Raw genomic sequence first — 26,387 nt, forward strand, 5'->3', positions numbered from 1 at the left:
AACGACTGCGTTGATTTTGTTTGATATTTAAAAATTATTGAATTGCAGCTATTTATTATGAAGTTTTTTATTTATTTTTTTGATAGTTTTTGGAATAATTTTTCTTTATAACTCCTTGCTATTATCAGATAGAAGCGTATTGAATGATAATTTTTTGGAAAATTTTGATTTAGCAGTTGTGGGAGGCGGTGCAGCTGGTTTTATGACAGCAATAACTGCTGCTGAAAATGGAGTAAAAAAAATAATAATTCTTGAAGGTACCTCAAAACTTATGGAGAAAGTAAGGATTAGTGGAGGCGGAAGATGTAACGTCACTAATGCGACATGGATTCCGAATGAACTAGTTGAGAACTACCCGAGAGGTGGAATTCAGCTCTTGGAATCATTTAATCGTTTTGCTGCTGGAGATGTATATGATTGGTTTGAGAAAAAAGGATTAAAATTAAAAATTGAGGAAGATCTAAGAGTTTTTCCAGTATCTAATTCTTCTTCAGATGTTATTGATTGTTTGAGAAAAAGTGCTTTATCAAAAAACGTAGAGATATTAACAAAATTTTTTGTAAATGAAATTTCAAAAACTCCAGATAATATATTCAATATTTTTAGTCTTAAAAAAGCTAAGGTAACTGCAAAAAATATTATTCTTTCAACTGGAGGTAATCCAAGCGGATATAAATTAGCTCAAAATCTTGGACATACCATTGTTAAACCTGTACCATCGCTTTTTACTTTTTCAACAAAAGAACCAAATTTGGATGAATGTAGTGGAGTATCGATAAAGGGCATAGATATAGAAATTAAATTAAACAATAAGAATTTTCAAAATAGAGGCGATTTACTAATAACGCATTGGGGGTTTAGTGGGCCAGCAGTATTAAAACTTTCATCAATTGCAGCAAGGGAGCTTTATAGCCAAAAATATAAATTTAATCTAATCATTAAATGGTCTTCTTTAAGTTATGAGGAGTTAAAAGAAAAAGTTAATTATTTAAAATTAAATAAAGGGAAGGTGAATCTTATTAATATTAGACCTGTTCCACTATTAACAAAAAGATTATGGATTTTTTTATTAAAGAAAATAGGAATTGATAAAGATAAAAAGTGGGCTGATTTACTGGCGGATGAAAGAGAGAAAATGATAAATACTCTAATGAGGGATAAATATATAATTTCGGGCAAAGGTCCATTTGGAGAGGAATTTGTTACTTCAGGAGGCGTAAAAATTAATGAGGTTAATTTTAAAAGTATGGAGAGCTTAATTTGTCCAGGGTTATTTTTTTCTGGAGAAGTTTTGGATGTTGATGGGATCACTGGTGGATTTAATTTTCAACATTGTTGGACAAGTGGATGGATCGCTGGGATGGCAGTCTCAAAGTTAAATCAATCAATAATAAATTAATAAGTAATAAATCAGTAAGTAACAATTCAATAAGTTTATCTTTTTTTTATTAAGTATTAAACGGAAAAAGTTTTTTGTAGAAACTTTAATTTTAAAGTTTTAATTAATTGGTGAAGATTAATGCAGAATCTTGTATCAAAAAAAGAAGAAGAGGAAAGAAGATTAAAAGCTTTAGCAGAATATAGGATTTTGGGAACCAAGCCAGAATCATGTTATGACGATATTACAAAAATTGCTGCTACAACCTGTAATGTGCCTATTTCTTTAATGACTTTGGTAGACAAAGATAAACAATGGTTTAAATCCAAAATAGGACTTCAAATATCAGAAACTAGAAGAGATTGGTCTTTTTGTACACATGCAATAAAAGAAAATAGTCCATTAATTATTCATGATGCTTTCCAAGATGAAAGATTTATAAATAATCCATTGGTAACTGGAGATCCAAAGATTCGTTTTTATGCAGGTTTTCCCCTTAGAAATAGCGATGGTAATAAGCTTGGAACTCTGTGTGTAATAGACAGAAAGCCAGGAAATCTAACTACACAACAATTTAATATTATGGAATTATTATCCAAGCAAATAGTTTCATTTTTAGAGCTTAGAAAAAAGTCATTAAATTTGCTAGATGCTTTATCTAATTTGCATAAACAGGAAGGTATTTTATCTGTATGTTCATATTGCAGAGAAGTGAAAAATAAGGAGGGCGATTGGATGCATTTAGAAAAATATCTTTCGAAAATTAGTGATATTAGATTCAGTCATGGGGTTTGTGATAATTGTATGGAAAAACATTTCCCAGATGTAATCGAAGTGTGGAATAAAAAGGATTTTTTTGAAGATGGTCAAAAAAGGTTTTTAGAGTCCTAGAATTAATTACCTACTTTTTATTGCTTAATCTATTTTCTAAACAAATTCATTATTTGGTGGTTAGTATTGTATAAATTTTAACTAGTAAATGTTATTAGGAACTTTATTAACAGGTGAAATTGCTAAAAGTGCATTAGTAGCATATATTCATTATTTAGGAATTATATTGTGTTTCGGTTCCCTTTTATTTGAAAGATTGACTCTCAAAGTAGGTCTTAATAGAAATGAGACGATTTCAATGATAATTGCAGATGTAGTCTATGGTTTGGCGGGAGTTGCAATATTGGTTACCGGGATTTTGCGTGTTAAGTATTTTGGTCAAGGAGGTGATTTTTATACAGCTAATCCTGTTTTTTGGATAAAAGTTTCTCTTTATATTCTGGTGGGATTACTTTCTTTATATCCAACAACAACCTATATCTTATGGGCAATTCCATTAAGTAAGAATAAATTACCTGAAATATCTGAAAATCTAGTTAAGAGGTTCAGACTAATCATTACTACTGAATTAGTAGGCTTTGCAACAATACCTTTGTTTGCCACTCTCATGGCTAGAGGAGTAGGTTTAGGTTGAATAATCTATTTCTAGAAAGAAATTGTTTAATAAGTGCTAACAAACTATATAGATGGAGTTTAAGTTATAAGATTTCTAAATCTAAAAAAGAGATTATCTTTATTGGTTTAAATCCCTCATTATCGGATGAAGTTTTCTTGGACAACACAACAAAAAAGATAATTAAAATTTCTAAAAACAATAATTACGGCAAATTAAAATTAATAAATCTATTTGCTCTTATTTCAAGCAAACCAGAAAAACTTTTTAAACATAAAAACCCTGTGGGTTATCTAAACAATGATCATATTTATAAAAACTTAAAACACTGGTCTGAAAGTAAAAATTGTGATTTATGGTTAGGTTGGGGTAACAAAGGTAAATTTCTAAATAGAAATAAAAGAATCTCAAAAAAAATAATGCAATATAACTCAATTAGGAAAAGTAATTTTGATAATCCTCTTGGACCGCTTTTAATTAAGAAAACAATCAAAGATAATCCAATACACCCTCTATATTGCTCTGATAATTCCATCCTCCAATCTTATTTTTAGGTAGTAAGGCTCAAATGCAAACCAGTATTTTTAGCTATTCCATTAAATATGTGTTAATTTCTATTTGTTAAGTTAACCTAATATGAAAATTTCAAAGCAATTAAATAAATTAAAAAACTTGAATGTTGAGGCAGAAAAATGTTCAACAAGAGAAGAAGCAAAAAAAATAATTAATAAAGCAAATAAAGCACAAAGTAAAATCAACAAATAAATAAAAAGTAATTTCAATTATTCATAATTTATAGTTTTCAAAAATATTTAATTTACACAAATACACCATATTTATTTCTTATTATTTATGTCTTTGAAAATAATTAAAATAAGAAAATCGCACGAAAGATTTAGATCGACTAGAGAATGGCTCAATTCGATGCATTCATTTTCTTTCGCAGAGCATAGAGATCCAAATTGGGATAATTTTGGGAAAATTAGAGTTATAAACGAAGATATTATTTCTCCTAATGCAGGATTTAATACACATTCTCATGCAAATATGGAAATAATTACTGTCGTAACAAAAGGAGCAATAACTCATAGAGACTCTTTAAACAATCTTGGAAAAATTCACAAAGATGAAGTACAAGTTATGTCTGCAGGCACTGGAATCTCTCATAGCGAGCAGAATGAAGAAAATGAGAACTGTAAGTTGTTCCAGATTTGGATATACCCTCAAAAAGAAAATATCAAACCTCGATATGATCAAATTTCATTAAACGAAAAGTTGTGGGACAACCTTATTTTTAATTACAAAGACGGTAAAAATAATAAGCTTTTTCTAAATCAAAGTATCTCTTTATGGCGTTGTAAATATAAGCCAATTAAAGAAAAAAAATTGCCATTAAAAATTGATAAATATAATTGGATACAAATAATAGAAGGTAATCTTTTATTAAAAAGTAAAGACTCAAATTTTAATATAATTCTCGAATCTGGAGATGGCTTAGGTTTTGAAGTTAACTATTATGATGATGTCTTTATAGATACTGAAAAAGACTTAGATTTTCTCTTATTTTCGATGCCTTCTTTATAATTTATCTGTTACGTTTACCCATCAACTCCTTTATTAAATGTATTTAAGGCTTGCAAAGCCATATTAAGGTGAACTTCCATTGCACCAAGTGCAATTAAGGAATTTGGTGATTTATCTTTTAGTAAATTCTCTTTTCTTTTTGATAACTCATTAACTACCTTCTTAGTTGAAGCTTCCCAATTGTTTATTAACTCTTCAAATTCTCTTTTTTCGGGGCTTTCTATTTCTGCTAATTCATCAGAAAAATGAGCATCCTTTTGTGCCTTACGCATCAAGTAACTTAATTTTTTATGACTTATTGCTTGAGGTAAATTGTTAGATTCACTCATTGCTGGTTGCTAATTTATAATCAAAATCTAACTAATTAAGTAAATATTTGCTAGAGGGCAAAGGGTTGTGATGACCGACCTGAAAATTACGAATTGATACTTGAACAAAAACTGGATTTATTAACCTTTAATTTTTCACTTATTAGTTTCTTGAAATAATCTCCACGCTCTTCATAATTTTTAAATTGATCAAAACTAGAGCATGAAGGTGAGAATAATAATGTTCCAACCCTGTTATTTTGTAAATAATGAAAAACAAAATTTAAAAGCTCTTTTAGTTCTGAAAATTCAAAAATATTTTTTTTAAATCCTTGATTAATAAGCGCCATTTTAAGGACTTTTGAGCTTTCTCCAAAAAGGAAAACACATTTAACTTTTTTCTTTAAAACTTTTATCCACTCACTATATTCATTGCCTTTTAATCTCCCCCCAGCAATGATTATTATTTGACCTTCAATTGAACTTATTCCTGCAATAGATGAGTCAAAATTTGTAGCTTTACTATCATTAATGATTTCCAGATCATTATTTTTATAAATTGTTTCCATCCTATGGGGTAATTGTTTGTAATTAGATAAAGAATCTTTAATCCTCTTGCCAGATAAACCAACTTTTCTTGCTGCTGCAATTACCAATAAAAGATTTTGAAGATTATGCATTCCTTTTAAAGAAAAATGTTCAAGTTTGAATAATTTCTTCCCTCTCTCAACAATGTATGCTTGATCATCTATCCAATAATCGCAATGAATAAAATTTGATTTATCGAAACTAGTTGTTATCCAAACCCCACTTGATAGCGAACTATAGTAATTTCTTAGGTTTTTATCGTCATAATTATAAATTCTAAAATCAGATTTTTCCAACAAGCTTTTTTTTATGTTGAAATAGTTTTCAAGTGTTTTATGTCTTTCAAGATGATCTTCTGTGAAGGTTGTCCATATTCCAATATTAGGCTTTACTTCTGGAGATATTTCTATTTGATAACTGCTTAATTCAGCTACAACCCAATCAATTTTTTCATGTTGTTTGGAGTGAGCATATTTACATAAAGGTGTACCAATATTTCCAGCAAAAGGAGCATATAATCCAGTATCGCAGAGTATATGGCTTAGTAGATGAGTAACAGTAGTCTTGCCATTAGTGCCAGTTATACCTATCCAATTTGTGTCTTTTAAAATTTCCCATGCAACATTAATTTCTCCAATTACTTTGATTCCCTTTTTTTTTAATTCAATAATAGTTATATGGTCATAAGGTATTGATGGACTTACAACAACAGATTCGATCTCTTTCACAAAAGGTTGAATTTCGTCAAATACAAATTCTTTATTCAGAGAAACTATTATATCAAGCTCTTCTAATGCTGTTTTTCTTTCTAAGAATTCTATCCCATCTTTACTTTCCCAAACAATTACTCTCTTATTGATGCTTCTCAAATACTTGGCAGCCCAAAATCCAGATTTACCTAATCCAATTACAAGATTAATATTTCTTTTACTTGAATGATTATTTATCATTAAATTTATAATTGCATTTATATTAATTGTGTTTAAAGGGTAATTCAATCATGAGATTTTTCTTCAGTACTTATAGTATTCGCCCAAGAAAAGTTAATTAATGGAAGATAATACTGCAAAATATTGGTTCTCTTGGTTTTATGAAAAGTGGGAGAAAAATGCTCCAGGTGATTTAATTGAACAGGGTTTAACTCCGTCTCAGATTGCTGAGCGCTTTGTTAATGAAAACCATGATAGTTTTATTCAATTGTCAAAAAAAATTGATGAAAAAAATTATGATGCCTTAACAGAATTTATGAAACTCTCAGAGAGTGAATTACATATCTTGAAGTATTTTCTAAAGTTAGTAAAAATGAAAAATTTATAAGAAGTTATTAAGTATTTCGAAGCTTTTTTCCCATAAATTTTTTCTTTCTTTTTTATTCATGGCGAAAGGTGAAGTAGGGGATAGTTTTGGATGACCTCTGAAATTAAATCTAGGACCATAATGATCACCGCCTCTTGCGTCTGGTGAAGTAGCTGCAAAAAGCTGAGGTAAAGCACCCATCTCAGCAGTTTGAAAAATAGGACTAAATAATTCCAATGAGAATGTTTCTAATGGACCAGGGTTAGGTTTTTGAGCAGTAAAGAGATTTGTTTTTGCAATTCCTGGGTGGGCAGCTAAAGAAAGTATATTTTTATGCTTTAAGTTCTCATTTAGTTCCAATGCAAACATTACATTCGCCAATTTGCTATTGGAGTAAGATTCCCATTTGTTGTAATAGTTCTCGGCTTTCAGATTTTTCCAACCAACTTTGCCAAAAAATTGTGCTCCTGAAGTCACCGTCACTATTCTAGATTCTTCTTTTTTTTCAATAATTGGAATTAGCTTTAGAGTCAAAAGCATGTGAGCTAGATGATTAACTGCAAATTGTATTTCATATCCTTGGGCACTAAGAGTTTTAGGCGGATGCATAATGCCTGCATTATTAATTAGTAAATCCAAATTTTCAAAATTATCAAAAATTTTGAACTGAACTTCAACAATATTTTTTAAATCTGACAACTCTAATTCTAAAGGTGTAAATAATCCTTCAGGATTAAGACTTTTAAGTTTTTTGATAGTTTGATTAGCTTTTTCAAGCGATCTACAAGCTATTACAACATGAGCATTTTTTTCTGCTAAGGCCTTTGCAGTGTAGTATCCAAGACCACTATTCGCACCAGTAATGAGCGCTGTTTTGCCTGTAAGGTTTGGAATATTAGATGTTTCCCAGTTAGAGATTTTAGGTCTTGAAATAGTGGCAGTCATTTAGTAATCCTGCAAATTGCTTTGGAATTTAACCAAAATTTAATTACTTTTCCACTGTAAATACTGGAAGTCAGTATCGTGAGTTCTTATTGAAGGTACTATTCAATATTATTTTTCAATTGCATATTGCCATTCGTTATTTTGAGATAAACTTTTCTCCCTAAGTAATTGTAATTTCCTACTATTTATTTTTATAACTATCCCATTAGTTGGATATTTCGCAAATATTTTTTTCTCTAACCAATTTTTCTTATATATTTGGATTTCGCTTGTATGATTTGTGAAGTAACTGTCAGGGGTGCTGAAGCCACATTTTTTAAGATAGTTAAGGGTTTCGTATTGATTAAGTCTTCCATTAAGTATTTGGAAACAGCAAAAGCGGAGACTTTCTCCAATCCCTTTCTTATCATTGAGGTATTTTCTTGTAATTCTTTGGGAAATACCGGCAACTTGGTTTGTAGCGTATAGTTCACCTCTAATTTGAAAATCTCGTTTGATAGGAATACAATCGGGGACATTTTTAATTTGTTTAATTTTGCTTGAGACATCAAATCCTTTTTTTGTAATAGCTTTATTAAACTTGCCATCTATGTATCTAATTGCAATAGCACAGCCATCAATTTTGGGTTGAATGCTTAATCTTGTTTTTGTTAATAAACTTTCCAAAAATTCTTCATAGTTTTCTTTGGCTAATTTTGGCAAAAGTTTATTATTTTTTTGATTAAAGTAGTCAGGCTCTGGATCAACAGGAATAAAGAGCTTTTCAAGTTGCTTAAATGCATCATCCGAAATTATGCCTTCACCTATTCTGTATTGTTCATCAAGATACTTAACATCTCTCACTAATAAATTATTCATAATAATTTTGATAAATATTTAAAAATCTTTTAGAAAAAATCATTTAAATAAAGATTTGAAAATTAAAATTAGATCTAAAAAGTAATTGACCACTAAATATCCTCCTACGCAGAGAGAGATTTAAGAGTATAAAATGTACAGATAAGGGGTTTAAATTAAATACTTCAATCAAACATATTTACTTAAAAGTGAAATAGAAAATTTTAAGAATTAATTTGAAGGCAAATTTTTGAAATTTCTATCAATACAAAAAAAAATTTTTTAAAGTTATGAGAAAATGTCATTTTTATTAAAAGCTCAAAATACCTGGGAAAATTTTGCGAAATACAAAATCAATGATTATGCAAAGTTAAGAAATTTTGATTTTGGGCCAAATAACGAAAGTTCAGTTTCAAAATTATCGCCCTTCATCACTCATAGAATATTATCGGAATATGATCTGATCCATGATATTAAAAGTAAGTACAAAATTAAAAATTCAACTAAATTTGTTGAAGAAATATTTTGGAGAGTTTACTGGAAAGGGTGGATGGAAAATAGACCTAAAGTTTGGAGAAATTTTATTTCAGAAAACAATCTCGATTTTGATTATGAGCTATATGAAAGTGCAACTAATGGCAATACAGAATTAGATTTTTTTAATTCTTGGGTCCATGAATTAAAGCAGTACAACTATTTGCATAATCATACAAGAATGTGGTTTGCGAGTACTTGGATATTTAATTTAGGCCTCCCATGGCAATTGGGAGCAAAGTTTTTCTTTAAATATCTTTTTGATGGAGATGCTTCATCAAATCTCCTCAGCTGGAGATGGGTCGGAGGATTGCAAACGAAGGGAAAACAATATCTTTTTTCATCATCAAACCTCAGAAAGTTTTCAAATAATAGATTTAATGTAGAAAAAATAAGTAATCAACAAATTTTTCTTGAAGAATCTAATCAAATACCATTTGAAGATGAGATTTATAAAAATGACATGAATCCTAAATCAGATAATCTGATTATGTTTGAAAATGATCTGCACCTTGAAACCCTTAAAAATTTACTTCCAAGCTATAAAAAAGTATTTATTATCCTTTTAAAAAATGAACAAAGACAAATTAAATTGTCTGAATCTGTTTTGAAATTTAAACAAGATTTGGTCTCTGAATTTGTAGAGCAATTTGGTAATGTTGAACAGATTGATCCTTATTCGTTGGAAAATACTTTCAAAAATACTATCGAAATAGACATTATTTATCCTGGAGTGGGAGAAAATTATGATTTCATAACTGAGTTTAAAAATTTACACCATAAAAAGATTTTTAACCTTGTTAGAGATGAAGATTTATTTGCTTGGAAATTCGCCAAAAAAGGGTTTTTCAAATTTAAAGAAAATATTCCGAAAATCAATCAGAGAATATTAGAAAATTATTCAAAAAATAATTTTTAATTTTGTTGAATTATTAATCAGAAAGGGATACTTTTGATATTTAGGTATAAATACTTAATTAGAGACGACTTTTGCTCTTTAATCCACGATGGATACTGTGACTAGTTATTTTTACTTAAGGATAATTTTTTTATAGTGCTTTCAACAATTCTTACCAAGTCGTTTAGCAAAGATACTGCTTTATTAATTCTTAGAGTTATAACTGGAACTGTTCTTATTCATCACGGTTATGAGAAATTAGCAAATATTGAAAATTTTGCTGATGCTTTTGTCAGACCTTTACATCTTCCATTCCCAATATTTTTATCATACATAGCGGCATTCTCCGAAATAGGTGGTAGTTGGCTACTAATTATCGGATTAGCTACAAGATTCGGGGCTTTAGCGATTGTGGGAACAATTTCTGTCGCCATATACCATGCACTTATTACTTCAGGTTTTAATATTTTCTTACTAGAGCTTTTACTTTTGTATTTCGCTTCAGCAACTTCTATTGCATTAACAGGGCCTGGTAATTTCTCTTTAGATGAAGTTATAATCAGAATTTTGAAATCAGAAGAAGATGAAGAAATCATTCCTTCAACTAATTCAAAAAATTCTAGGGAAGTCGAAGTTAAAGAAGAATCAAGTAAAGGTGGCTTATTTCAATTTCTGCAAGCAAACATACTCTCAGATACTTCAAGCTAACTTTTTAGGATAAAGGTTATTGATTAGTTCTAACCTTTTTCTATAACTGTTTCTCTTCTCAAGTTTTATCTTAATTGTTGCTTCAGAAAGACTTATAAATAGACCTATAGCAGTCACCCAAGATAAAAAAATAAAGGGGTTTTCTGGAATTTCTGAGAAATTCATATGAATTATACTTCTTTTTTAAAACTGACTGATCACTATATGTTTTTCAACCTAAATATACAATTTAGAAATATTTAAGGATTAATTTCAACTTTTTCCCACTTCTTACTCTTTTCCCAAAGATATCTTTTATGAACAGGCTGTTCTAATTTAAGAAGATCTACTGAATCGATTTCAAAATTTAGAACTGCAAAATTTTCTGACTTGGGAACATTGGATAATATTTCATAAGTAGATTGGACTTTTGGGTTTATTTTCTCTCCAGGAGATCCCCAAAACCAAGAAGATTTTGATTTTTCTGATAATAAATCCCAATAATTTTTGTTATCACTTAATTCATGTATTTTTCCTTTGAATCTATATTGTGATTTGGTTTTCAAAAAGAACCATAATATTTCTGCATTAGGGTTAGATTTTAAATGCCTAATTTTTTCACTTCTTCTATCTGTAAAAATAATCATTGAACTATCTTTGTGCCATCCTCTGAAAACAACTGTTCTTATTCTTGGCTCATTTTCTTCGCTGACTGTTGCGAGCTGTATCCATCTATTAGAGGGTGATTTGCCCTCTTTTTTTCTAGAAGATTTTAAATCTTGCCTCCAACTGGGTAAGTTGTTATCAGGCATTTAATTTAGGCAATATAAGACCACTTTTCTTTTTGTATTCTTCGAATGAATCATATTTTGAGAGTGATTTATCTTTTTTTATCATTCTTGGTAGAAAAACTATAAAGAAAAATATTGCGAGAATTACTAATGGTATGAAACTCATTGAAAGTATGGCGAATGATAGATAAATTAGTATTTCTCCAAGATAATTTGTATTCCTTATATTTCTGAAAAATCCTTCTTTAATAAGATCTTTTTTTAATTTAAGAGAAAAATATTTTTGGGCATCACTAGCAAAGTGTAGAAACACACCAATTATATTTATAGATACAGATGCAGCTATTACGATATTTGGAACAGATTTCTGAGACGAGATAAGAATGTAGGGAGCTACCCAGTAACTTCCAAGGAAAATAAAACCAGTAACTGAAGTTAAAAAATTGATTTTTTCTTTAAAATAAGGATCTGGGAATATCTTTTCTTTTAGAAGCCAAAGTAGTCCATAAGTACCATGCAGAGCTAGATAAACGTAAGGAGCGATCGTAAAATTATCAAAAAAAATCATAAGACCCATCACTACAAATGCAGTGAGCCCCTTATGTAGATTAATTATTTGATTAAGTTTCATCTTTTTTAATAATCTAAAAAATGAAATTATTTTCTGTGGATATAACCTAGTTCGTCAAAAGTTTTGATGGGCGATACTGGATTCGAACCAGTGGCCACTACCGTGTCGAGGTAGTGCTCTACCACTGAGCTAATCGCCCCAATTGAGGAATTTTAATCCCCCTTATAAGAAAATAGCAGGTTGCGTTTCATTTTCTAAGTAATTTAACTTTCCATCGTTCTCTTTTGGTTATTTCTAAATTTAGAATTTCGATAAATCCTTTATTTTCAAGTTCTAATTTGTCGCCAATTTTTAGATTAATTGTTGGCTTATTAACTTTGCTTCCATTTAATCTGAGCATTCCATTTTCTATCCTTTCAATGATTTTGGTTCGTGATACTCTAAAACCAGCTGAAGCTATAGCATCTAATCTTGTTGAAGCTTCTACAGTATTGACAAGTTTTTTTGATCTTCCAGAAGGTATTTGTAATTCATCTATACCTACTACATTAACTTTTACTTTTACGTCTCTTAAATAAAAAATCTTTTCATCTAGATGCTTAATATTTGAATTATCAATTATCCCTTGTGCTCCCCTATCGCCAATAGTCCATATATCTCCAACTTTTATTTGATTAACCCCATTTTCAATTAAGAGGGATCTAAAGTCGTCTTGTGTGGCATTATCAAATAAAAAATTTCCATTAATTTTTATTCCTTGAGCTGGAAAATTACTTTTTAGCGCATCCTCTTCAGGAATATTATCTCCTCTAAAGCAAGCTATCCTAGATCTTTGAGAAGAGGAGAATCCGCCATAAATAAAAAATTTGAAATCATTTAAATTTTCAAAATCTTTTAAAATCTCTTCGCAAACATAAGTTGAATTAAACCCAGTCCAATAAGTTTCCCAGTTTTTGTAGGCTAAGTTAGCAATATTTATTAATTCCCCAGTTTCTTTTTTGTAGTTTGAATTTATTAAGATCTCTTTTAAGTCAATCATTTAGCCTTCTAGAAAAATTATATCTTTTGCTTCTGATTGTTTTATCAAAGCCCATGGTAATTCTGCTCCAATTTGATTTTCAAGAAGAACAAGCCATTTACCCTCTTTATTAAAATTAATGATTGATCTTAACTCTTTATTTCTATTAATGTTGATACTTGCAGAAGAAACAATGCTTCCTAAATATCCTGAACCCATTCCTAAAAGACCTCCAATTAATGATTCCCCGATGTTATTTAAACCAAGAAAGCTGAAGGTAGATAAATTTGTCATATTAGAAAAAGCTATTCCAGCGATAAAACCAAATGGCATTAGCCATCTACTCATATCTTGTTGTCTGATCTTCCTATCAAGTTTAGGATTTAAGATTCTTATATCTTCAAAATTTTGAGATTTGAATAAGGTATTTACTTTCGCATTGAGCAATTCTTTTTCGTCTGATGATATTTTCTCAGTTATTGGTGGGATCAAAATAGCTTCAGAGAGCATTACTGATTTTTCTTTGAAAACATCAAATAGCTGGATACATTTATCAATGTCTTCAAATATCACAATACTTTTTGTCAAATTTCAATCCTCAAATGTTTGTGTGTTATTCAAATTAATAAAATAAGATACATACACTATAGATTAAGTTAAAGTAAAAGATTAAAGAACCAATCTTAAATGACAAAAGTTCTCATTACAGATCCAATTGATCAAACAGGAATCGATATTCTTTCCCAAGTTGCTCAGGTTGATCAGAAGATAGGAATCTCAGAATCTGAGTTAGCATCCATTATTAAAGATTATGATGCTTTAATGATTCGCTCTGGTACTCAAGTGACTGAAGAGATCATTAACTCTTCAAGTAAACTGAGAATTATTGGAAGAGCAGGAGTTGGAGTTGATAATGTAGATGTTAAGGCTGCTACGCAAAAAGGGGTTCTTGTTGTTAATTCTCCTGGGGGCAACACAATAGCTGCTGCTGAACATACTATAGCTATGATGTTGGCTTTATCTAGACATATTCCAATTGCTAATACTAGTACTTTGTCAGGTAAATGGGAAAGAAAGAAATTTGTTGGTAATGAGCTTTATAAGAAAAAATTAGGTGTAGTAGGTTTAGGGAAAATTGGTGCTCATGTAGCGAAAGTTGCTAATGCATTAGGGATGGAAGTTTACGGATATGATCCCTTTGTATCAACTGAAAGAGCTCAACAAATACAAGTTAAACTATCTGAACTAGAGGATTTATTCAAACAATCCGATTATGTAACTTTGCATTTGCCTCGAACTCCAGAGACAGAGAATTTAGTAAATATAGAGGTGCTTAAAAGTATGAAAAGTAGCGCAAAGTTAATTAATTGTGCTCGCGGAGGTTTAATTGACGAAGAGGCATTAGCAGAAGCTTTAAATAAATCATTGATTGCAGGCGCTGCAATAGATGTCTTTTCTAAAGAACCTTTAGAATCTAATTCACCACTTTTGAAGGTTGAAAAGAATCTTATCCTTACCCCACACTTGGGAGCATCTACTCGGGAAGCACAAGAAAATGTAGCTGTTGATGTTGCAGAACAAATAAGAGATGTCTTGCTTGGCTTATCTGCTAGAACTGCAGTAAATATTCCAGGTTTGAGCCCTGATATTATGGATAGTTTAAAACCGCATTTGCAGTTGGCTGAAACAATGGGTCTGCTTATAAGCCAACTTTCAGGTGGACAGATACAGAAACTAGAAGTAAAGCTTCAAGGGGAATTTGTTCAACATCCTTCTCAGCCATTAATAATAGCTAGTCTAAAAGGCCTTCTGAGTAAAGCTTTGGGAGATAGGATTAATTATGTGAATGCTTCGCTAGAAGCAGATTCAAGGGGTATTTCAGTAGTCGAAAATAAAGATGAGGCAAGACCTGAATTTGCTAGTGGCTCGCTTCAGTTGACTACTTATGGAGATAATGGCGACCACAGCGTAGCGGGAAGCATTTTTGCTGATGGGGAATTAAGAATTATTAGTATTGATCAATACCCAGTTAACGTGTCGCCAAGCAGATATATGTTGGTTACAAGGCACAGAGATATGCCTGGCATTATTGGCAAGCTGGGGTCTTTATTAGGTAGCAACAATGTAAATATCGCCTCTATGCAAGTTGGGCGCAAAATAGTTAGAGGGGAAGCTGTTATGGTTCTAAGTATTGATGATCCAATACCTAATAAGTTGCTTGATACCATTATTGAAGTAGAGGGAATTACCAGCGCTAATCCAGTGACTTTGTAAAAGACTGAATTTACAATAATGGCAATTAAAGATTGGTATAAACTAACTTTTGAGATAGAAAGTGATTCAGAAGAAATTATTATTTGGAAATTAAATGAGCTGGGAATATTTAGTTTTTCATTTGAATATTTAATTAAAAATGAAAATAAAAAAGAGGTAAATATATGGCTTCCCATTAATGAATGGAGCAAGAGTTCTAGAAGTAGTTTTGAAAAAATAATTAGTGAACTTCTTGATATTAATGAATCTAAGAATCAATTTTTTCACTGGAGGATAATTAAAGAGGAGGATTGGTTGACAAGCTGGAAGAAATATTGGGCTCCTGAATTAGTAGGAAATTATTTTTTAATATTGCCTTGTTGGATAGATTTACATGAAAAATTTAAAGATAAAAAAGTCATAAAAATTGATCCTGGAGCAGCTTTTGGTACAGGAAGTCATCCTTCGACTTATCTATGCTTGGAAAAAATGGAGAATATTTTATTATCTGATAAAAGCGTATTAGATATTGGGAGTGGTAGCGGGATTTTGAGTGTTGCCGCAAGATTGCTTGGTGCTAATGAGATTTGTGCAGTGGATAATGATTATCTAGCTATAAATTCAACTAACTCAAATTTTCAATTAAATTTCGGCAATTTGAAAAACTTAAATACATATTTGGGATCTTTTAATGAGGTAATTATTAAAAATAAACTTAAACAATTTGATGTTGTTTTATGCAATATTCTTGCTGAAGTAATAAAAGAAATGATTCCAAATATTAATAAGTCCTTAAGAAACAATGGGGAAGTGATTTTCAGTGGAATTCTTAATTCACAAAAAGATGAAATTATAAAAATATTAAATCACAATAACTTGAAATTATTGGATGTATCAACTAAAAAAGATTGGGCATGCATTTCTGCTCAAAAAACCAACGATCTAATCTAAGTATAAGTTTTTCTTATAGATACTCTTTAATACATTTTATTGTGTCATTTTTTACTTCAAAAACTCACATATCGACTCAATCGATGTTAAAAATGTATTTGATAGGTATTAATTACCAACAATTTTTTATTTAAATGGCTTCTTACAAAGTTACACTCATCAGCGAAGGTGAAGGACTCAATTCTACTATTGAAGTACCTGATGACCAGTACATCCTCGATGCGGCTGAAGAACAAGGTATTGACCTTCCTTATTCCTGTCGAGCTGGAGCATGTTCAACATGTGCAGGAAAAGTTACTTCAGGTAGTGTTGATCAATCAGATCAGAGCTTCTTGGATGATGACCAACTAGAAGCTGGTTTTGTCCTTACATGTGTTGCTTATCCAACATCTGACGTAACAATTACTACTCATGCTGAGGAAGAATTGTATTAATTAGAAAAAATTAATTTTTTTAAGTTGATTATTCATTGTTTATCTGCCACCCTCTATAAAGGTGGCTTTTTTTTGGAATGAATAAATTTGAATTTTTCAAAACTGGAAGTGTTCATTCAAGTTATGGAGGTCAGTACAGTTATAAGGTAATTGGACCATGTTGCAGGCTATACGATAGAGAAGAGTTACCTTGGCCCTGTTCAAGGCTTGCCTGGAGAAGTAAGGAGCCAAGTTGGAGAAGAATTGGTTCTAGGTTCGTAGCTGATATGGCTTCAAGAAAATGCCCTTCTTACTCAGTACAGATTTTGGAGCCTGGATCAAAACCTGTTGAGACAGTTGTAACTCTTTTTTCAAAGAAATTTTCTTCTGATTTACAAGAATGGTGGTATAGCAAAAAACCAGGCTCAAAAGAGCCTGGTAATATCTTTCCCTCTGAAGTTACTTAGATTTAAATACTATGCTTTTGGTTTTGGAGGCATGTAACCTTTTAAGCCTGTACATTCAAGACTATCAATTGTATTAACCCCAGTTTGTGAGTTAGTTCCACTAGCTCTTTCACATAATGATTTTCTTTGAGAAAGATCAAGATTTGCATCAGTAAAGTCTGCCCCATCAATAATTGCTCCATCAAAAACACTTTTCATTAGCTCACCATTGGTAAGATTTGCATCTGTAAAATCAGCATTGTCAAAGCGTGTTGCATATGCAATTAGATCCGTCATATTGGCTCCTTTAAAACTAGAGTTTTTTGCAGTTGTTACGCTCATATATGCGCCTTGAAGATTAGCCTCTCCTAAATCTTGATTAGATAAATCATATTTAACATATTCAGTATTATGAAGGTCGGCACCGTGAAGATCATCTTTTAGTACGTCAACTGATGAAGGATCACTAGGATAGAGTGCGTTTGCAGAGATTGGATTAATAATTAAACCAATAATTAGTGGAAGAAAAATAAATAGTCTTTTACAAGACTTATGTAGTGATGAAAAAATAGAAACCATTTCGATCAACATCAATATAGAAAACCTATGACTATTATTCCATGGGTTGGTCATTTGCGACCCTTCTTCTAACGAACTGTTGCAGTTTATTTTATTTCTGTCGTTAGAAAATCTTTTGCAAGCTGAGTATTTGGGAAAACTTTTTGAGCCTCTTTAAGCAAATCGCTTGGCGTAATTGCATTTTTATTGGTGTACCTTGGGCTTAAATGAGTAATAATCAATTTTTTTGAGTTAGACATTAATGCTGTTTTGGCAGCCATGATTGTTGTGGAATGTAGTTTTTCGTAGGCCATGCTTTCATCCTCTTCTGAAAATGTCGATTCATGTACTAGTAAATCGGCATTTTTTGATAATGAAACAGCTGATTCGCTAAAGACTGTATCTGTGCAATAAACAAAACTTTCACCCTTTCTAGGAGGTCCACAGAACTCTTTCCCATCAAATGTCCTGCCATCCTCTAATATTACTTTTTTACCTTGTTGTAGCTCTGAATAAATTGGTCCTGGTGATATTTTTAGAGACGCTGCTTTCTTGATATTAAATATACCTGGCTTATCTTTTTCACTAACTCGATAACCATAAGCAGGTATTTTATGTTTAAGGCAGGCGCAATTTACTTTTATTTTGTTGTTTTCAAATAGGATTTTATTTTCTGATGCAAAATTTTCAACTTCTACAAAATGCAATGGGAAAGATAATTTGCAAAAACTACTTTTAAGTGCAGAATTTACAAAACTACGTAACTCTGAAGGACCGTAAATTTCAATACCTTTACTATTTCCTGATAAACCTAGGGTAGCCAAAAGGCCAGGCAAACCATAAATATGATCTCCATGCATATGTGTAATAAATATTTTCTTGATTTGTGAAGATTTAATATTGCTTTTCATTATTTGATGTTGTGTTCCTTCACCACAATCAAAAAGCCAAACTTCTGAAGACTGTGATAATTTAAGTGCTAGGGAAGAAACATTTCTCGTTAAGGATGGTACTCCTGAGCTTGTTCCTAAGAAGGTGATATTCACTTATTTATGATATTTTTATTTTTATATCTGGCTTAAATCTAGACTTTTAGTCAAACTTAGGCAAATTAAGCATTTGTTTTTTAAACAAAGTGATACTTAAATTCAAAAATAATTTTAGTAAGTGTTGCCTGATTACTATTTTGTTGATTTGTGTTTTTCAGAGTGAAAGTGCTTTTGGATCTAGAGAGCCAATAATTAGAGTTTTGATATCAAAAAAAAATAATTTAAGGATTAGATCAGATAGATCAATTCCTATCACTATAGAGGGGGGATTTTTTTCAAATAAGAAAGTAAAAGGTTTAACTTTAAAAAATGAGAAAAATAGAAAAATTTTATATTTTGATAAAAATAAACAAAAAAAATATGACTTAAAAAGTAATCAACAATTTCAAGTTAGATCTGCTGATGGAAGAGGTATATGGGTAGGTCAGAAGAGATTTTCTGGTAAGCTTAATCTTTTTATACTTGACTCTGAAATATTGGTAGTAAATGTTTTAGGAATAGAAAAATATCTTAGTAGTGTAGTGGGTTCAGAGATGCCAACCAAATGGCCTATTGAAGCATTAAAAGCACAAGCAATTGCCTCTAGAACTTATGCTTTAAAGCAAAAGGGAAATAATTTATTTGATATTGATTCAACCCAGAAAAATCAAGTCTATAATGGCTTGGAGTCAAGAACTTATAAAACTATCAGAGCAGTTAAAAGTACAAGATCATTGGTGTTGACTTATAAAAATAAATTAATTAATGCTTTGTTTCATAGCAGCTCAGGTGGAATGACAGAAAATAGTCAAGATGTATGGAAGAACAAATATACATATTTATCAAGTGTGAAAGACTTTGATGATAATAATCCAAAATTTAGATGGCAAAAAAAATTTTCGAGTGATGAATTAATAAATTTATTCCCCAAGATTGGAGGTTTAAGAAATATAGAGATTCTAGATATTACAAGTACGGGGAGGGTAAAAAATGTAAAACTTATTGGGGCATATGGTTCTGATCAAATGTCTGGGGTAGTTTTAAGAAAAAGATTAGGCCTCAATAGTAATTTCGTGAGATTTAAATTTTATGAGGAAGAGTTAAACAACAATTTTCCTATTAAAAAAGGGTTGATAGTTTTTGGACAGGGGTCAGGTCATGGAGTAGGAATGAGTCAATGGGGTGCTAAATATTTGGCGTCTAGAGGGCAAAAAGCTGAAAGAATACTAAAGTATTTTTATAGGGGAGTGCAGATTAAACCTTTTAGAAAAGATTACCTATAAAGATTATTTAGCATTAAGGACTAATTTTGGATCTATGTATGATTGATTTTTATTTAAGAAGCCAATCCCAAGTAGTGTTTGTTTTTTATCTATTACTTTTATAGGTTTTTTAAAATCAAAAGACTCTCTTTCCTTAAAGTAATTAAGATCAACTTGAATAGCTCTTCCTGTTTGCCAAAAATTGATTTGTTCTTCATTAATTAAGACAAATGATGAAATGTGATTTAGAGCAGAAATTGTTGGAATAATAAAATTTTTTGTGTCCCCACCCCTTTTTTCGATATCAGATATTTTGATCGAGTTTTGTTCATCAAAGCCACAAGCTGAAATTCTTTTTAACTCTAAAAGGCAACCTTCGGAATTGAGAATTTCTCCTAAATCTCTTGCAATTGCTCTTATATATGTGCCACCTGAACATTTGATTTTTATTTCTATAATTCCTTTTATTTGGTCCCATTTCATTAAAGTAAGTTCGTCTATTTTTACTTCTCTTGGTGCTAATTCAAAATGTTCATTTCTGAAAGATTTTTTATAGGCTCTCTCACCACTAATATGCACACTAGATACTTTAGGCGGAATTTGTTTTATTATTCCTCTAAATTTATTTAAATATTGATCCAATTTCTCATCGCTGAGTTTGGGCCAACTTTTTTGATTAATTATTTCGCCGTGAATATCATCAGTGTTAGTTCTTATACCTAATTTAATTTGTCCTATGTAAGTTTTACCCTGAGGAAGATATTGAATAAATCTTGTTGCACTTCCTATAGCAATTGGTAATGTTCCTATGACTTCTGGATCAAGAGTACCTGTGTGCCCAACCTTTTTTATGTTTAGTAACTTCCTTATTTGTTTAACACAATCATGGGAGGTACAGCCTTTTTCTTTATTTATTACTAAGAATCCATCTTTAGTTTCCATTTTTAATATTAAGAATACTTTGAGAAAGATTTACAACCATTCTATGATTTTTGTATTAGAAATTTATGCTAAAAAATTGAAAAATAATAGTTCTATTTTAAAAGAGTTTTTAGACAATGCTTTTAATTTGAAATCACATTTAATGGAATACTTATCCATTAAAGAATGTGATTTAGATGGATTCCTTGCAAATGCAAAGATGAATTTGGCAAATTCACATCCTGGGGATGCTTTGAATGATGTGTCAGATTTTTATACTGAGATTGTTGGAGATCGCCATGTAGCAGATTTAGCGGCTTGGCATATTACAAGTAGGAACTACATAGCTGATACCTTAAAACTTCAACAGAGATTTTCACGAGATTTAGTTTTAGATTTTGGAGGAGGTATTGGTACACATGCCTTAGCTAACGCTATGTCTTCAAAAGTTAAGCATGTTTTTTTTGTAGATATTAATCAAACAAATAGAAATTTTGTTGAATACAGGGCAAAGAAATTAGGAGTCGAAAAAAAAATTACTTTTTGCAAGACAATTCAAGATACACAAATATTGAAATTTGATACGGTAGTTTGTCTTGATGTTTTGGAACATCTTGCAGATCCAGCTTCTCAAATTAATACTTTCAATGAGATTATGGATAGTAATGCAATTGCTTTATTCAATTGGTACTTTTATAAAGGTGAAAAAAATGAATATCCTTTCCATATCGATGATGATAAGATTGTTGAAAAGTTTTTTAATACTCTTCAATCGAAGTTTTTAGAAGTTTTCCATCCTATTCTTATCACCACTAGAGCTTATAAGAAAATTAGATAACTACATTAATTCTTTTTCTATTTTTTAAATTTCTTTTAATGCTTTCGAAACTTACAGTTCCTTCTTTAAGTGCGAAAAGTGTGTCATCCTTACCCTTCCCAACGTTTATTCCAGGCAAAAAGGATGTACCCCTTTGGCGTATGAGAATTGAACCAGCTGATACTTTTTCTCCTCCATAAGCTTTTACACCAAGTCTTTTAGAATTTGAATCTCTTCCGTTCCTGGTGGAGCCAGTTCCTTTTTTGTGTGCCATTATAAATGTTTAATTTGTTGCTTTTTCAGATTTTGGTTTAGCTTCTTTTTTGATAGTTTCCTTTTTAGAGGATGACTTAGAAGAACTTTTACCTATCGATATTGATTTTACCATAACTCTTGTAAGTTCTTGTCTATGACCCATTTTTCTTCTCGTCTTTTTCTTGGGACGCATTTTATATACAAGGATTTTCTTATCTCTCTTGTGGGAAACTACCTCTAATTCTATTTTGGCATCTTTAATATAAGGTTTTCCTATAGTTATTGAATCTTTGTTCTTTAAAAGTAAAACTTTTTCAAGTGTAATTTTATCTTTCTCTTTTGCATTTAGTCTGTCAATGTCATAATATCTGTTAACTTCAAACCAAAATTGTTGTCCTGAAGTTTCTGCTATTGCGTACAATTCATTACTTTTAGATGAATTGCTAGAGGAGGTTTTAGAATTAGTCATAAGTTGAGACGCTATTAGGCTCAAATTTATAATTTGATTAAGCCTAGGAAGCAATCATAAATGTTTGTATATTTTCTTATTTTGTAGTGTAATAAGTCAAGGGTTTTTCTAAATCTTTTGATATCAATTTGAGGAGCTAAGGAATGGCAGCAAGAAAAACATATATTTTAAAACTCTATGTTGCTGGAAATACTCCTAATTCAATGAGAGCTTTAAATACTTTAAGAGAAATCTTAGAAAATGAATTTAAAGGAGTATATGCCTTAAAGGTCATTGATGTGCTTAAGCAACCACAACTTGCCGAGGAAGATAAGATATTGGCTACACCAACTTTAGCTAAGATACTCCCCCCACCTGTAAGAAAAATTATTGGCGATCTTTCTGATAGAGAGAAAGTTTTAATTGGTTTAGATCTTCTTTTTGATGAATTATCGGAAAGTGAATATAGTTGATATGAGTAACATAAAGAAAAACTTTTATAATTTATTTAAAGGTTGCTTAAACGTTTGTTTTTAATTAATTATTCTTAGCTGAACTATGAAAGATAAGAAATTAACTAAGTCTAATAAAATGCAGGTACAAAAACTGCCTACTGGAATAGAGGGGTTTGATGATGTTTGTAGGGGTGGCTTACCTGTCTCTCGAAGTACACTCGTAAGCGGTACATCAGGGACTGGAAAAACTGTTTTTTCTCTGCAATATTTACACCATGGGATTTGTAATTTTGACGAGCCTGGTATCTTTGTCACATTTGAGGAGTCACCTTTAGATATCATTAGAAATGCCGCAAGTTTTGGTTGGGATTTACAAGAATTAATTGATCAAAATAAGTTATTTATTTTAGATGCCTCTCCTGATCCTGATGGACAGGATGTTGCAGGTAATTTTGACTTATCTGGATTGATTGAGAGAATTAGTTATGCGATAAGAAAATATAAAGCAAAAAGAGTTGCTATAGATTCAATAACTGCGGTCTTCCAACAGTATGACGCTATTTATGTTGTTAGAAGAGAAATTTTCAGACTCATAGCAAGATTAAAGGAAATTGGCGTTACAACGGTTATGACAACAGAAAGGGTTGATGATTACGGACCAATTGCTAGATATGGCGTGGAAGAATTTGTATCTGATAATGTTGTCTTATTAAGAAATGTGCTTGAGTCGGAGAAGAGAAGAAGAACATTAGAAGTTTTAAAGTTAAGAGGTACTGTACATATGAAAGGTGAATATCCATTCACCATGGGTTTGGATGGCATAAGTGTCTTTGCTCTTGGAGCAATGAGATTAACACAGAGATCCTCAAATATTAGGATTAGTTCTGGAGTTAAAGATCTTGATGATATGTGTGGTGGAGGATATTTTCAAGATTCAATAATCCTCGCTACCGGAGCTACTGGTACCGGCAAGACAATGCTTGTATCAAAATTTGTTGAAGATGCATATAACAATAATGAGAGAGCAATACTCTTCGCATATGAAGAATCTAGGGCTCAATTGCTTAGAAATGCCACTAGTTGGGGAATAGATTTTGAAAAGATGGAAAGTGATGGTTTATTAAAAATTATTTGTGCATATCCTGAATCAACTGGTTTGGAAGATCACTTACAAATAATAAAAACACAAATTAACCAATTTAAACCAAAAAGAATGGCAATAGATTCTCTCTCAGCATTGGCTCGAGGTGTAAGTTTAAATGCATTTAGACAGTTTGTAATTGCAGTTACTGGTTATACAAAACAAGAGGAAATAGCAGGGTTTTTTACAAATACTGCAGAAGAATTTATGGGAAGTCATTCCATTACTGATTCTCATATCTCAACAATTACTGACACTATACTTTTGCTGCAATATGTTGAAATAAAGGGAGAAATGGCTAGAGCCTTAAATGTTTTTAAAATGCGGGGTTCATGGCATGATAAACGAATCAGAGAATTCGTTATCACAAATAAAGGCCCTGAAATAAAAGATTCTTTTTCTAACTTTGAACAGATATTCAGTGGTGCCCCTCATAGAGTTGTTCCTGATTCAAATATACCGAATGTTTTTAAAGGCTTAGATATTGATTAGATAATTTCACTGATCTCAGAGTCTGAAAATGTACCTGTATTATTGATAGTTTGAGTCAATAATTCGTCTTTGTCAGATTGTGCTAGAGCTAAATCAAACCAAAAGGTTGTTCCAATTTCTAATTCACTAGCCATACGGATTTCCCCGCCGTGTTTTTCAATTATCCCTCGAACTATAGATAAACCTAAACCTGTTCCTTGCTCAGTATGAACGGAATTCTCTACCCTATAAAAACGGTCAAATATCTTTTCCTGATCCGCTTGTGATATTCCTGATCCTGTATCAGCAATCTCAATTCTTACTCTTGGTAGCGGTGAAACCAACTCACATTGAGGAGCTTTATCATTACTATTATTAATTGGGGGAAAAGCAGGACAGGAATCTGGCCAAGTATAAGCTCTTATCATTAAATTGCTGTTTTTGGGACTAAATTTCAATCCATTACCAAGCAAATTATCAAATACTTGTAAAAGCAAATCAAAATTTCCTAGAATTGAAGGGATATTTTCTTCTATTTCGTATGATAATGAAACATTTTTTTCTGAAGCATTAAGTCTGTAATTTCTCAGGGTTTGCTCTATTGCAGGTTTTATATCCATTTCTTCTAGTTGAATTATTTTACCTGACTCTAATCTTGATAAATCTAATACATCATTTACAAGTCTTGTTAATCTATCGGTCTCAGAATTTGCTATACCCAAAAATTCAAGTTGTTCTTCATTAGAGAGCTGATCTTTTAAATCATGCAATGTCTCTACGTAACTTTTAATGTTAAAAAGTGGTGTTCTTAATTCATGCGAAACATTACTAATAAATCTATTTTGTGCCGCATTGAGTTCAACTTCTCTTGTTAAATCTTGGATTGTGACAGCAATACCTTTTAATTCAACTTTGTTTGTATCTAAAACTGATTGTAATACAATTCTTAAAGTTCTAGCTGGCTCCCCCAAACTAAACCTTAAATCGTCTTTCTCCTTCTCTCTGTTCAAAATTGATTCAACATTTGTGTGTAAATCATTAGATAAAATTTCGGGAATCTCATTTAAAAAATATTTACCTTCCAATAATCTTCCTTCCCAACGAAATAATCTCTTTGCTGTTGGATTAGTAAGTACAATTTTCCCTCTGGAATCCAATAATATTGCACCATCAGCCATAGTTGCTATTAATGATTGCTGCTTTATTTGAGCAGCTTTAAGTTCTTCAATATTTGCCTCTTCATAATTTTCTAACTGATTTGCCATTCGATTAAAACCATTTAAAAGTTCTCCTAAATCACCCGTCATCGGTAAAGAAATTCTGGATTTAAAGTTCCCTTTAGAAATTTCTCGAACACCTCTTACTAATTCCCTTACAGGTCTTGTTATTGTAAGTGCATTGAATACAGCTCCCAGTATTACTAAAACCCAAATGGAGATAAAAACAGCTATTGTAACCTCTCTTGTTAGTGCAGCACTGGCTAGGGCTTTTTTATTAGGTGTAACCCCCAAGGCTAAAGTTCCAAGATATTTCCCTTTCCAAAGCATTGGAACAAACACATCAGTTACTTGTCCCTGAGGTGTAAGATGCTGCCTAACAAGCGGGAATTGAGGCCTTTTCTTTAATTCTGAGGGCAGTTTTAATCTTCTCGTGAGCTGAAACTGACTATCTGAACTTGTTGGGGTGGCACTTATTGGTATCCCAAGTTGAACGATGTCTTCAGCGTCGGTAAAAAAAATATAACGTAGATTACGACTTGATCGCCAAAACTTTTCAGCAACATTTGAAATTTCTTTTTTTTGATTATTGGCTACTAATTCTGTAACATTTCCAGATAGCAATAATCCTAGATCTCGAGCATATCTAGTATCATTCATTCCTGCATCTCTTTGAATACTATTTAGTGCAAAAAATGTTATGCCTGTCATTAAAAGACTAACTACCAGCGTGGCAATTGCCAGTAATTTTGTTCTTAAACTAAACCCACTCCACCAAGAAAGTAGTCTATTCATCCAATAGTTATCGTTATTGTCTTCATTATCAGCGAAGTTAAATTCTCTACTTTCTCTGTCATTACTATCTATCATGA

General features: G+C 31.2%; 32 protein-coding genes and 1 tRNA gene. 17 read left to right on the forward strand and 16 right to left on the reverse strand.

Features of this window, described 5'->3' with window-relative positions; translation table 11 throughout:
* Positions 1-154: 154 nt before the first annotated feature.
* The 6 genes from EV01_RS07460 (at position 155) to EV01_RS07440 (ending at position 4,406) form a co-directional block, all read left to right on the forward strand.
* Entirely contained in the window at positions 155-1,399 is a 1,245-nt protein-coding gene (locus EV01_RS07460) for an NAD(P)/FAD-dependent oxidoreductase (protein ID WP_032518437.1), read from the forward strand.
* Between the two features lie 120 nt (positions 1,400-1,519).
* Complete coding sequence (locus tag EV01_RS07455) at positions 1,520-2,269, forward strand: GAF domain-containing protein (protein ID WP_025922563.1); 750 nt, start codon at positions 1,520-1,522, stop codon at positions 2,267-2,269.
* An 88-nt stretch (positions 2,270-2,357) separates the two neighbouring features.
* Positions 2,358-2,843 carry a DUF2214 family protein gene (locus tag EV01_RS07450; protein ID WP_032518180.1) on the forward strand — a complete coding sequence of 162 codons (486 nt, stop codon included), beginning with the start codon at positions 2,358-2,360 and terminating at the stop codon, positions 2,841-2,843.
* Positions 2,840-3,376 (forward strand): DUF1643 domain-containing protein, encoded by a 537-nt coding sequence (locus EV01_RS07445; RefSeq protein WP_032518181.1) that lies wholly within the window; start codon positions 2,840-2,842, stop codon positions 3,374-3,376. The genes EV01_RS07450 and EV01_RS07445 overlap by 4 nt, the downstream gene beginning before the upstream one ends.
* Before the next feature lie 82 nt (positions 3,377-3,458).
* The gene (locus tag EV01_RS10005) at positions 3,459-3,587 is read left to right on the forward strand and encodes a hypothetical protein (RefSeq protein ID WP_011863480.1); all 129 of its coding nucleotides are present in this window, start codon (positions 3,459-3,461) and stop codon (positions 3,585-3,587) included.
* Positions 3,588-3,674: 87 nt separating this feature from the next.
* Positions 3,675-4,406: a pirin family protein gene (locus EV01_RS07440; RefSeq protein WP_072013474.1), complete on the forward strand. Its 732-nt coding sequence runs from the start codon at positions 3,675-3,677 to the stop codon at positions 4,404-4,406.
* A 14-nt stretch (positions 4,407-4,420) separates the two neighbouring features.
* Here the strand turns inward: EV01_RS07440 and EV01_RS07435 are convergent, their stop codons facing one another.
* On the reverse strand, positions 4,421-4,735 hold the full coding sequence (locus tag EV01_RS07435) for a hypothetical protein (RefSeq protein WP_032518182.1): 315 nt from the start codon (positions 4,733-4,735) through the stop codon (positions 4,421-4,423).
* A gap of 86 nt (positions 4,736-4,821) precedes the next feature.
* Complete coding sequence (gene murD, locus EV01_RS07430; protein WP_032518183.1) at positions 4,822-6,252, reverse strand: UDP-N-acetylmuramoyl-L-alanine--D-glutamate ligase; 1,431 nt, start codon at positions 6,250-6,252, stop codon at positions 4,822-4,824.
* Between the two features lie 100 nt (positions 6,253-6,352).
* Here murD and EV01_RS07425 point away from each other — a divergent pair, with 100 nt between their 5' ends.
* On the forward strand, positions 6,353-6,619 hold the full coding sequence (locus EV01_RS07425; RefSeq protein WP_032518184.1) for a hypothetical protein: 267 nt from the start codon (positions 6,353-6,355) through the stop codon (positions 6,617-6,619).
* Here the strand turns inward: EV01_RS07425 and EV01_RS07420 are convergent.
* Positions 6,614-7,543, reverse strand: a complete 930-nt coding sequence (locus EV01_RS07420; protein WP_032518185.1) for an oxidoreductase — start codon at positions 7,541-7,543, stop codon at positions 6,614-6,616. The genes EV01_RS07425 and EV01_RS07420 overlap by 6 nt on opposite strands.
* 108 nt (positions 7,544-7,651) lie before the next feature.
* Positions 7,652-8,401 (reverse strand): NAD-dependent DNA ligase, encoded by a 750-nt coding sequence (locus EV01_RS07415; protein ID WP_032518186.1) that lies wholly within the window; start codon positions 8,399-8,401, stop codon positions 7,652-7,654.
* A gap of 277 nt (positions 8,402-8,678) precedes the next feature.
* Between EV01_RS07415 and EV01_RS07410 the strand changes: the two genes are divergently transcribed.
* Complete coding sequence (locus tag EV01_RS07410) at positions 8,679-9,833, forward strand: FAD-binding domain-containing protein (protein ID WP_032518187.1); 1,155 nt, start codon at positions 8,679-8,681, stop codon at positions 9,831-9,833.
* 135 nt (positions 9,834-9,968) lie between these two features.
* Entirely contained in the window at positions 9,969-10,520 is a 552-nt protein-coding gene (locus EV01_RS07405) for a DoxX family protein (RefSeq protein ID WP_032518188.1), read from the forward strand.
* Here EV01_RS07405 and EV01_RS09690 read toward each other — a convergent pair.
* The 6 genes from EV01_RS09690 to EV01_RS07380 all read right to left on the reverse strand — a co-directional run bounded on the left by EV01_RS09690 (position 10,512) and on the right by EV01_RS07380 (position 13,467).
* A complete protein-coding gene (locus tag EV01_RS09690) occupies positions 10,512-10,685 on the reverse strand; it encodes a hypothetical protein (protein ID WP_179852410.1) in 174 nt (57 codons plus the stop codon). The two genes, EV01_RS07405 and EV01_RS09690, sit on opposite strands and share 9 nt — an antisense overlap.
* A gap of 74 nt (positions 10,686-10,759) precedes the next feature.
* Positions 10,760-11,311 carry a pyridoxamine 5'-phosphate oxidase family protein gene (locus EV01_RS07400; protein WP_032518189.1) on the reverse strand — a complete coding sequence of 184 codons (552 nt, stop codon included), beginning with the start codon at positions 11,309-11,311 and terminating at the stop codon, positions 10,760-10,762.
* Positions 11,304-11,921: a methyltransferase family protein gene (locus EV01_RS07395; protein ID WP_032518190.1), complete on the reverse strand. Its 618-nt coding sequence runs from the start codon at positions 11,919-11,921 to the stop codon at positions 11,304-11,306. The genes EV01_RS07400 and EV01_RS07395 overlap by 8 nt, the downstream gene beginning before the upstream one ends.
* Positions 11,922-11,988: 67 nt before the next feature.
* Positions 11,989-12,060: transfer RNA gene (locus EV01_RS07390), tRNA-Val, on the reverse strand.
* 48 nt (positions 12,061-12,108) lie between these two features.
* On the reverse strand, positions 12,109-12,900 hold the full coding sequence (locus EV01_RS07385) for a photosystem II S4 domain protein (protein ID WP_032518191.1): 792 nt from the start codon (positions 12,898-12,900) through the stop codon (positions 12,109-12,111).
* Positions 12,901-13,467, reverse strand: a complete 567-nt coding sequence (locus EV01_RS07380) for a hypothetical protein (protein ID WP_032518192.1) — start codon at positions 13,465-13,467, stop codon at positions 12,901-12,903. It lies immediately after the preceding gene.
* Between the two features lie 99 nt (positions 13,468-13,566).
* On the opposite strand from EV01_RS07380, the gene serA reads away from it, so the two are divergent.
* The 4 genes from serA to EV01_RS07360 all read left to right on the forward strand — a co-directional run bounded on the left by serA (position 13,567) and on the right by EV01_RS07360 (position 16,963).
* The gene (gene serA / locus EV01_RS07375; protein ID WP_032518193.1) at positions 13,567-15,153 is read left to right on the forward strand and encodes a phosphoglycerate dehydrogenase; all 1,587 of its coding nucleotides are present in this window, start codon (positions 13,567-13,569) and stop codon (positions 15,151-15,153) included.
* Between the two features lie 18 nt (positions 15,154-15,171).
* A complete protein-coding gene (gene prmA, locus EV01_RS07370) occupies positions 15,172-16,083 on the forward strand; it encodes a 50S ribosomal protein L11 methyltransferase (protein WP_032518194.1) in 912 nt (303 codons plus the stop codon).
* Between the two features lie 134 nt (positions 16,084-16,217).
* Positions 16,218-16,517, forward strand: coding sequence for a ferredoxin (locus tag EV01_RS07365; protein WP_011376994.1), 300 nt, complete (start codon positions 16,218-16,220; stop codon positions 16,515-16,517).
* Positions 16,518-16,594: 77 nt separating this feature from the next.
* Positions 16,595-16,963, forward strand: a complete 369-nt coding sequence (locus tag EV01_RS07360) for a hypothetical protein (protein WP_032518195.1) — start codon at positions 16,595-16,597, stop codon at positions 16,961-16,963.
* Positions 16,964-16,972: 9 nt separating this feature from the next.
* On the opposite strand, the gene EV01_RS07355 is transcribed toward EV01_RS07360, so the two are convergent.
* Complete coding sequence (locus tag EV01_RS07355) at positions 16,973-17,533, reverse strand: pentapeptide repeat-containing protein (RefSeq protein ID WP_080725747.1); 561 nt, start codon at positions 17,531-17,533, stop codon at positions 16,973-16,975.
* A 74-nt stretch (positions 17,534-17,607) separates the two neighbouring features.
* On the reverse strand, positions 17,608-18,546 hold the full coding sequence (gene rnz, locus EV01_RS07350) for a ribonuclease Z (RefSeq protein WP_032518196.1): 939 nt from the start codon (positions 18,544-18,546) through the stop codon (positions 17,608-17,610).
* Between the two features lie 89 nt (positions 18,547-18,635).
* Here rnz and EV01_RS07345 point away from each other — a divergent pair, with 89 nt between their 5' ends.
* Positions 18,636-19,811, forward strand: coding sequence for a SpoIID/LytB domain-containing protein (locus EV01_RS07345; protein WP_032518197.1), 1,176 nt, complete (start codon positions 18,636-18,638; stop codon positions 19,809-19,811).
* A gap of 3 nt (positions 19,812-19,814) precedes the next feature.
* Here EV01_RS07345 and truB read toward each other — a convergent pair whose 3' ends face one another.
* Positions 19,815-20,732: a tRNA pseudouridine(55) synthase TruB gene (truB, locus tag EV01_RS07340; protein WP_032518198.1), complete on the reverse strand. Its 918-nt coding sequence runs from the start codon at positions 20,730-20,732 to the stop codon at positions 19,815-19,817.
* A gap of 142 nt (positions 20,733-20,874) precedes the next feature.
* Between truB and EV01_RS07335 the strand changes: the two genes are divergently transcribed.
* Complete coding sequence (locus EV01_RS07335) at positions 20,875-21,549, forward strand: class I SAM-dependent methyltransferase (protein ID WP_080725748.1); 675 nt, start codon at positions 20,875-20,877, stop codon at positions 21,547-21,549.
* Here the strand turns inward: EV01_RS07335 and rpmA are convergent.
* Both rpmA and rplU read right to left on the reverse strand, forming a co-directional pair.
* The gene (gene rpmA, locus EV01_RS07330; RefSeq protein WP_032518199.1) at positions 21,542-21,802 is read right to left on the reverse strand and encodes a 50S ribosomal protein L27; all 261 of its coding nucleotides are present in this window, start codon (positions 21,800-21,802) and stop codon (positions 21,542-21,544) included. The two genes, EV01_RS07335 and rpmA, sit on opposite strands and share 8 nt — an antisense overlap.
* A 9-nt stretch (positions 21,803-21,811) precedes the next feature.
* The gene (rplU, locus tag EV01_RS07325) at positions 21,812-22,252 is read right to left on the reverse strand and encodes a 50S ribosomal protein L21 (protein WP_032518200.1); all 441 of its coding nucleotides are present in this window, start codon (positions 22,250-22,252) and stop codon (positions 21,812-21,814) included.
* Positions 22,253-22,395: 143 nt separating this feature from the next.
* On the opposite strand from rplU, the gene kaiB reads away from it, so the two are divergent.
* Together kaiB and kaiC are read left to right on the forward strand one after the other, a co-directional pair.
* Positions 22,396-22,704 carry a circadian clock protein KaiB gene (gene kaiB / locus EV01_RS07320; RefSeq protein ID WP_032518201.1) on the forward strand — a complete coding sequence of 103 codons (309 nt, stop codon included), beginning with the start codon at positions 22,396-22,398 and terminating at the stop codon, positions 22,702-22,704.
* 85 nt (positions 22,705-22,789) lie between these two features.
* Positions 22,790-24,319, forward strand: a complete 1,530-nt coding sequence (kaiC, locus tag EV01_RS07315) for a circadian clock protein KaiC (RefSeq protein WP_032518202.1) — start codon at positions 22,790-22,792, stop codon at positions 24,317-24,319.
* Here kaiC and EV01_RS07310 read toward each other — a convergent pair.
* Positions 24,316-26,385, reverse strand: a complete 2,070-nt coding sequence (locus EV01_RS07310; RefSeq protein WP_032518203.1) for a HAMP domain-containing sensor histidine kinase — start codon at positions 26,383-26,385, stop codon at positions 24,316-24,318. The two genes, kaiC and EV01_RS07310, sit on opposite strands and share 4 nt — an antisense overlap.
* Positions 26,386-26,387 lie beyond the last annotated feature (2 nt).

It is taken from the genome of Prochlorococcus marinus str. MIT 9401 (genome assembly GCF_000760095.1).
Classification (GTDB): domain Bacteria; phylum Cyanobacteriota; class Cyanobacteriia; order PCC-6307; family Cyanobiaceae; genus Prochlorococcus_A; species Prochlorococcus_A marinus_I.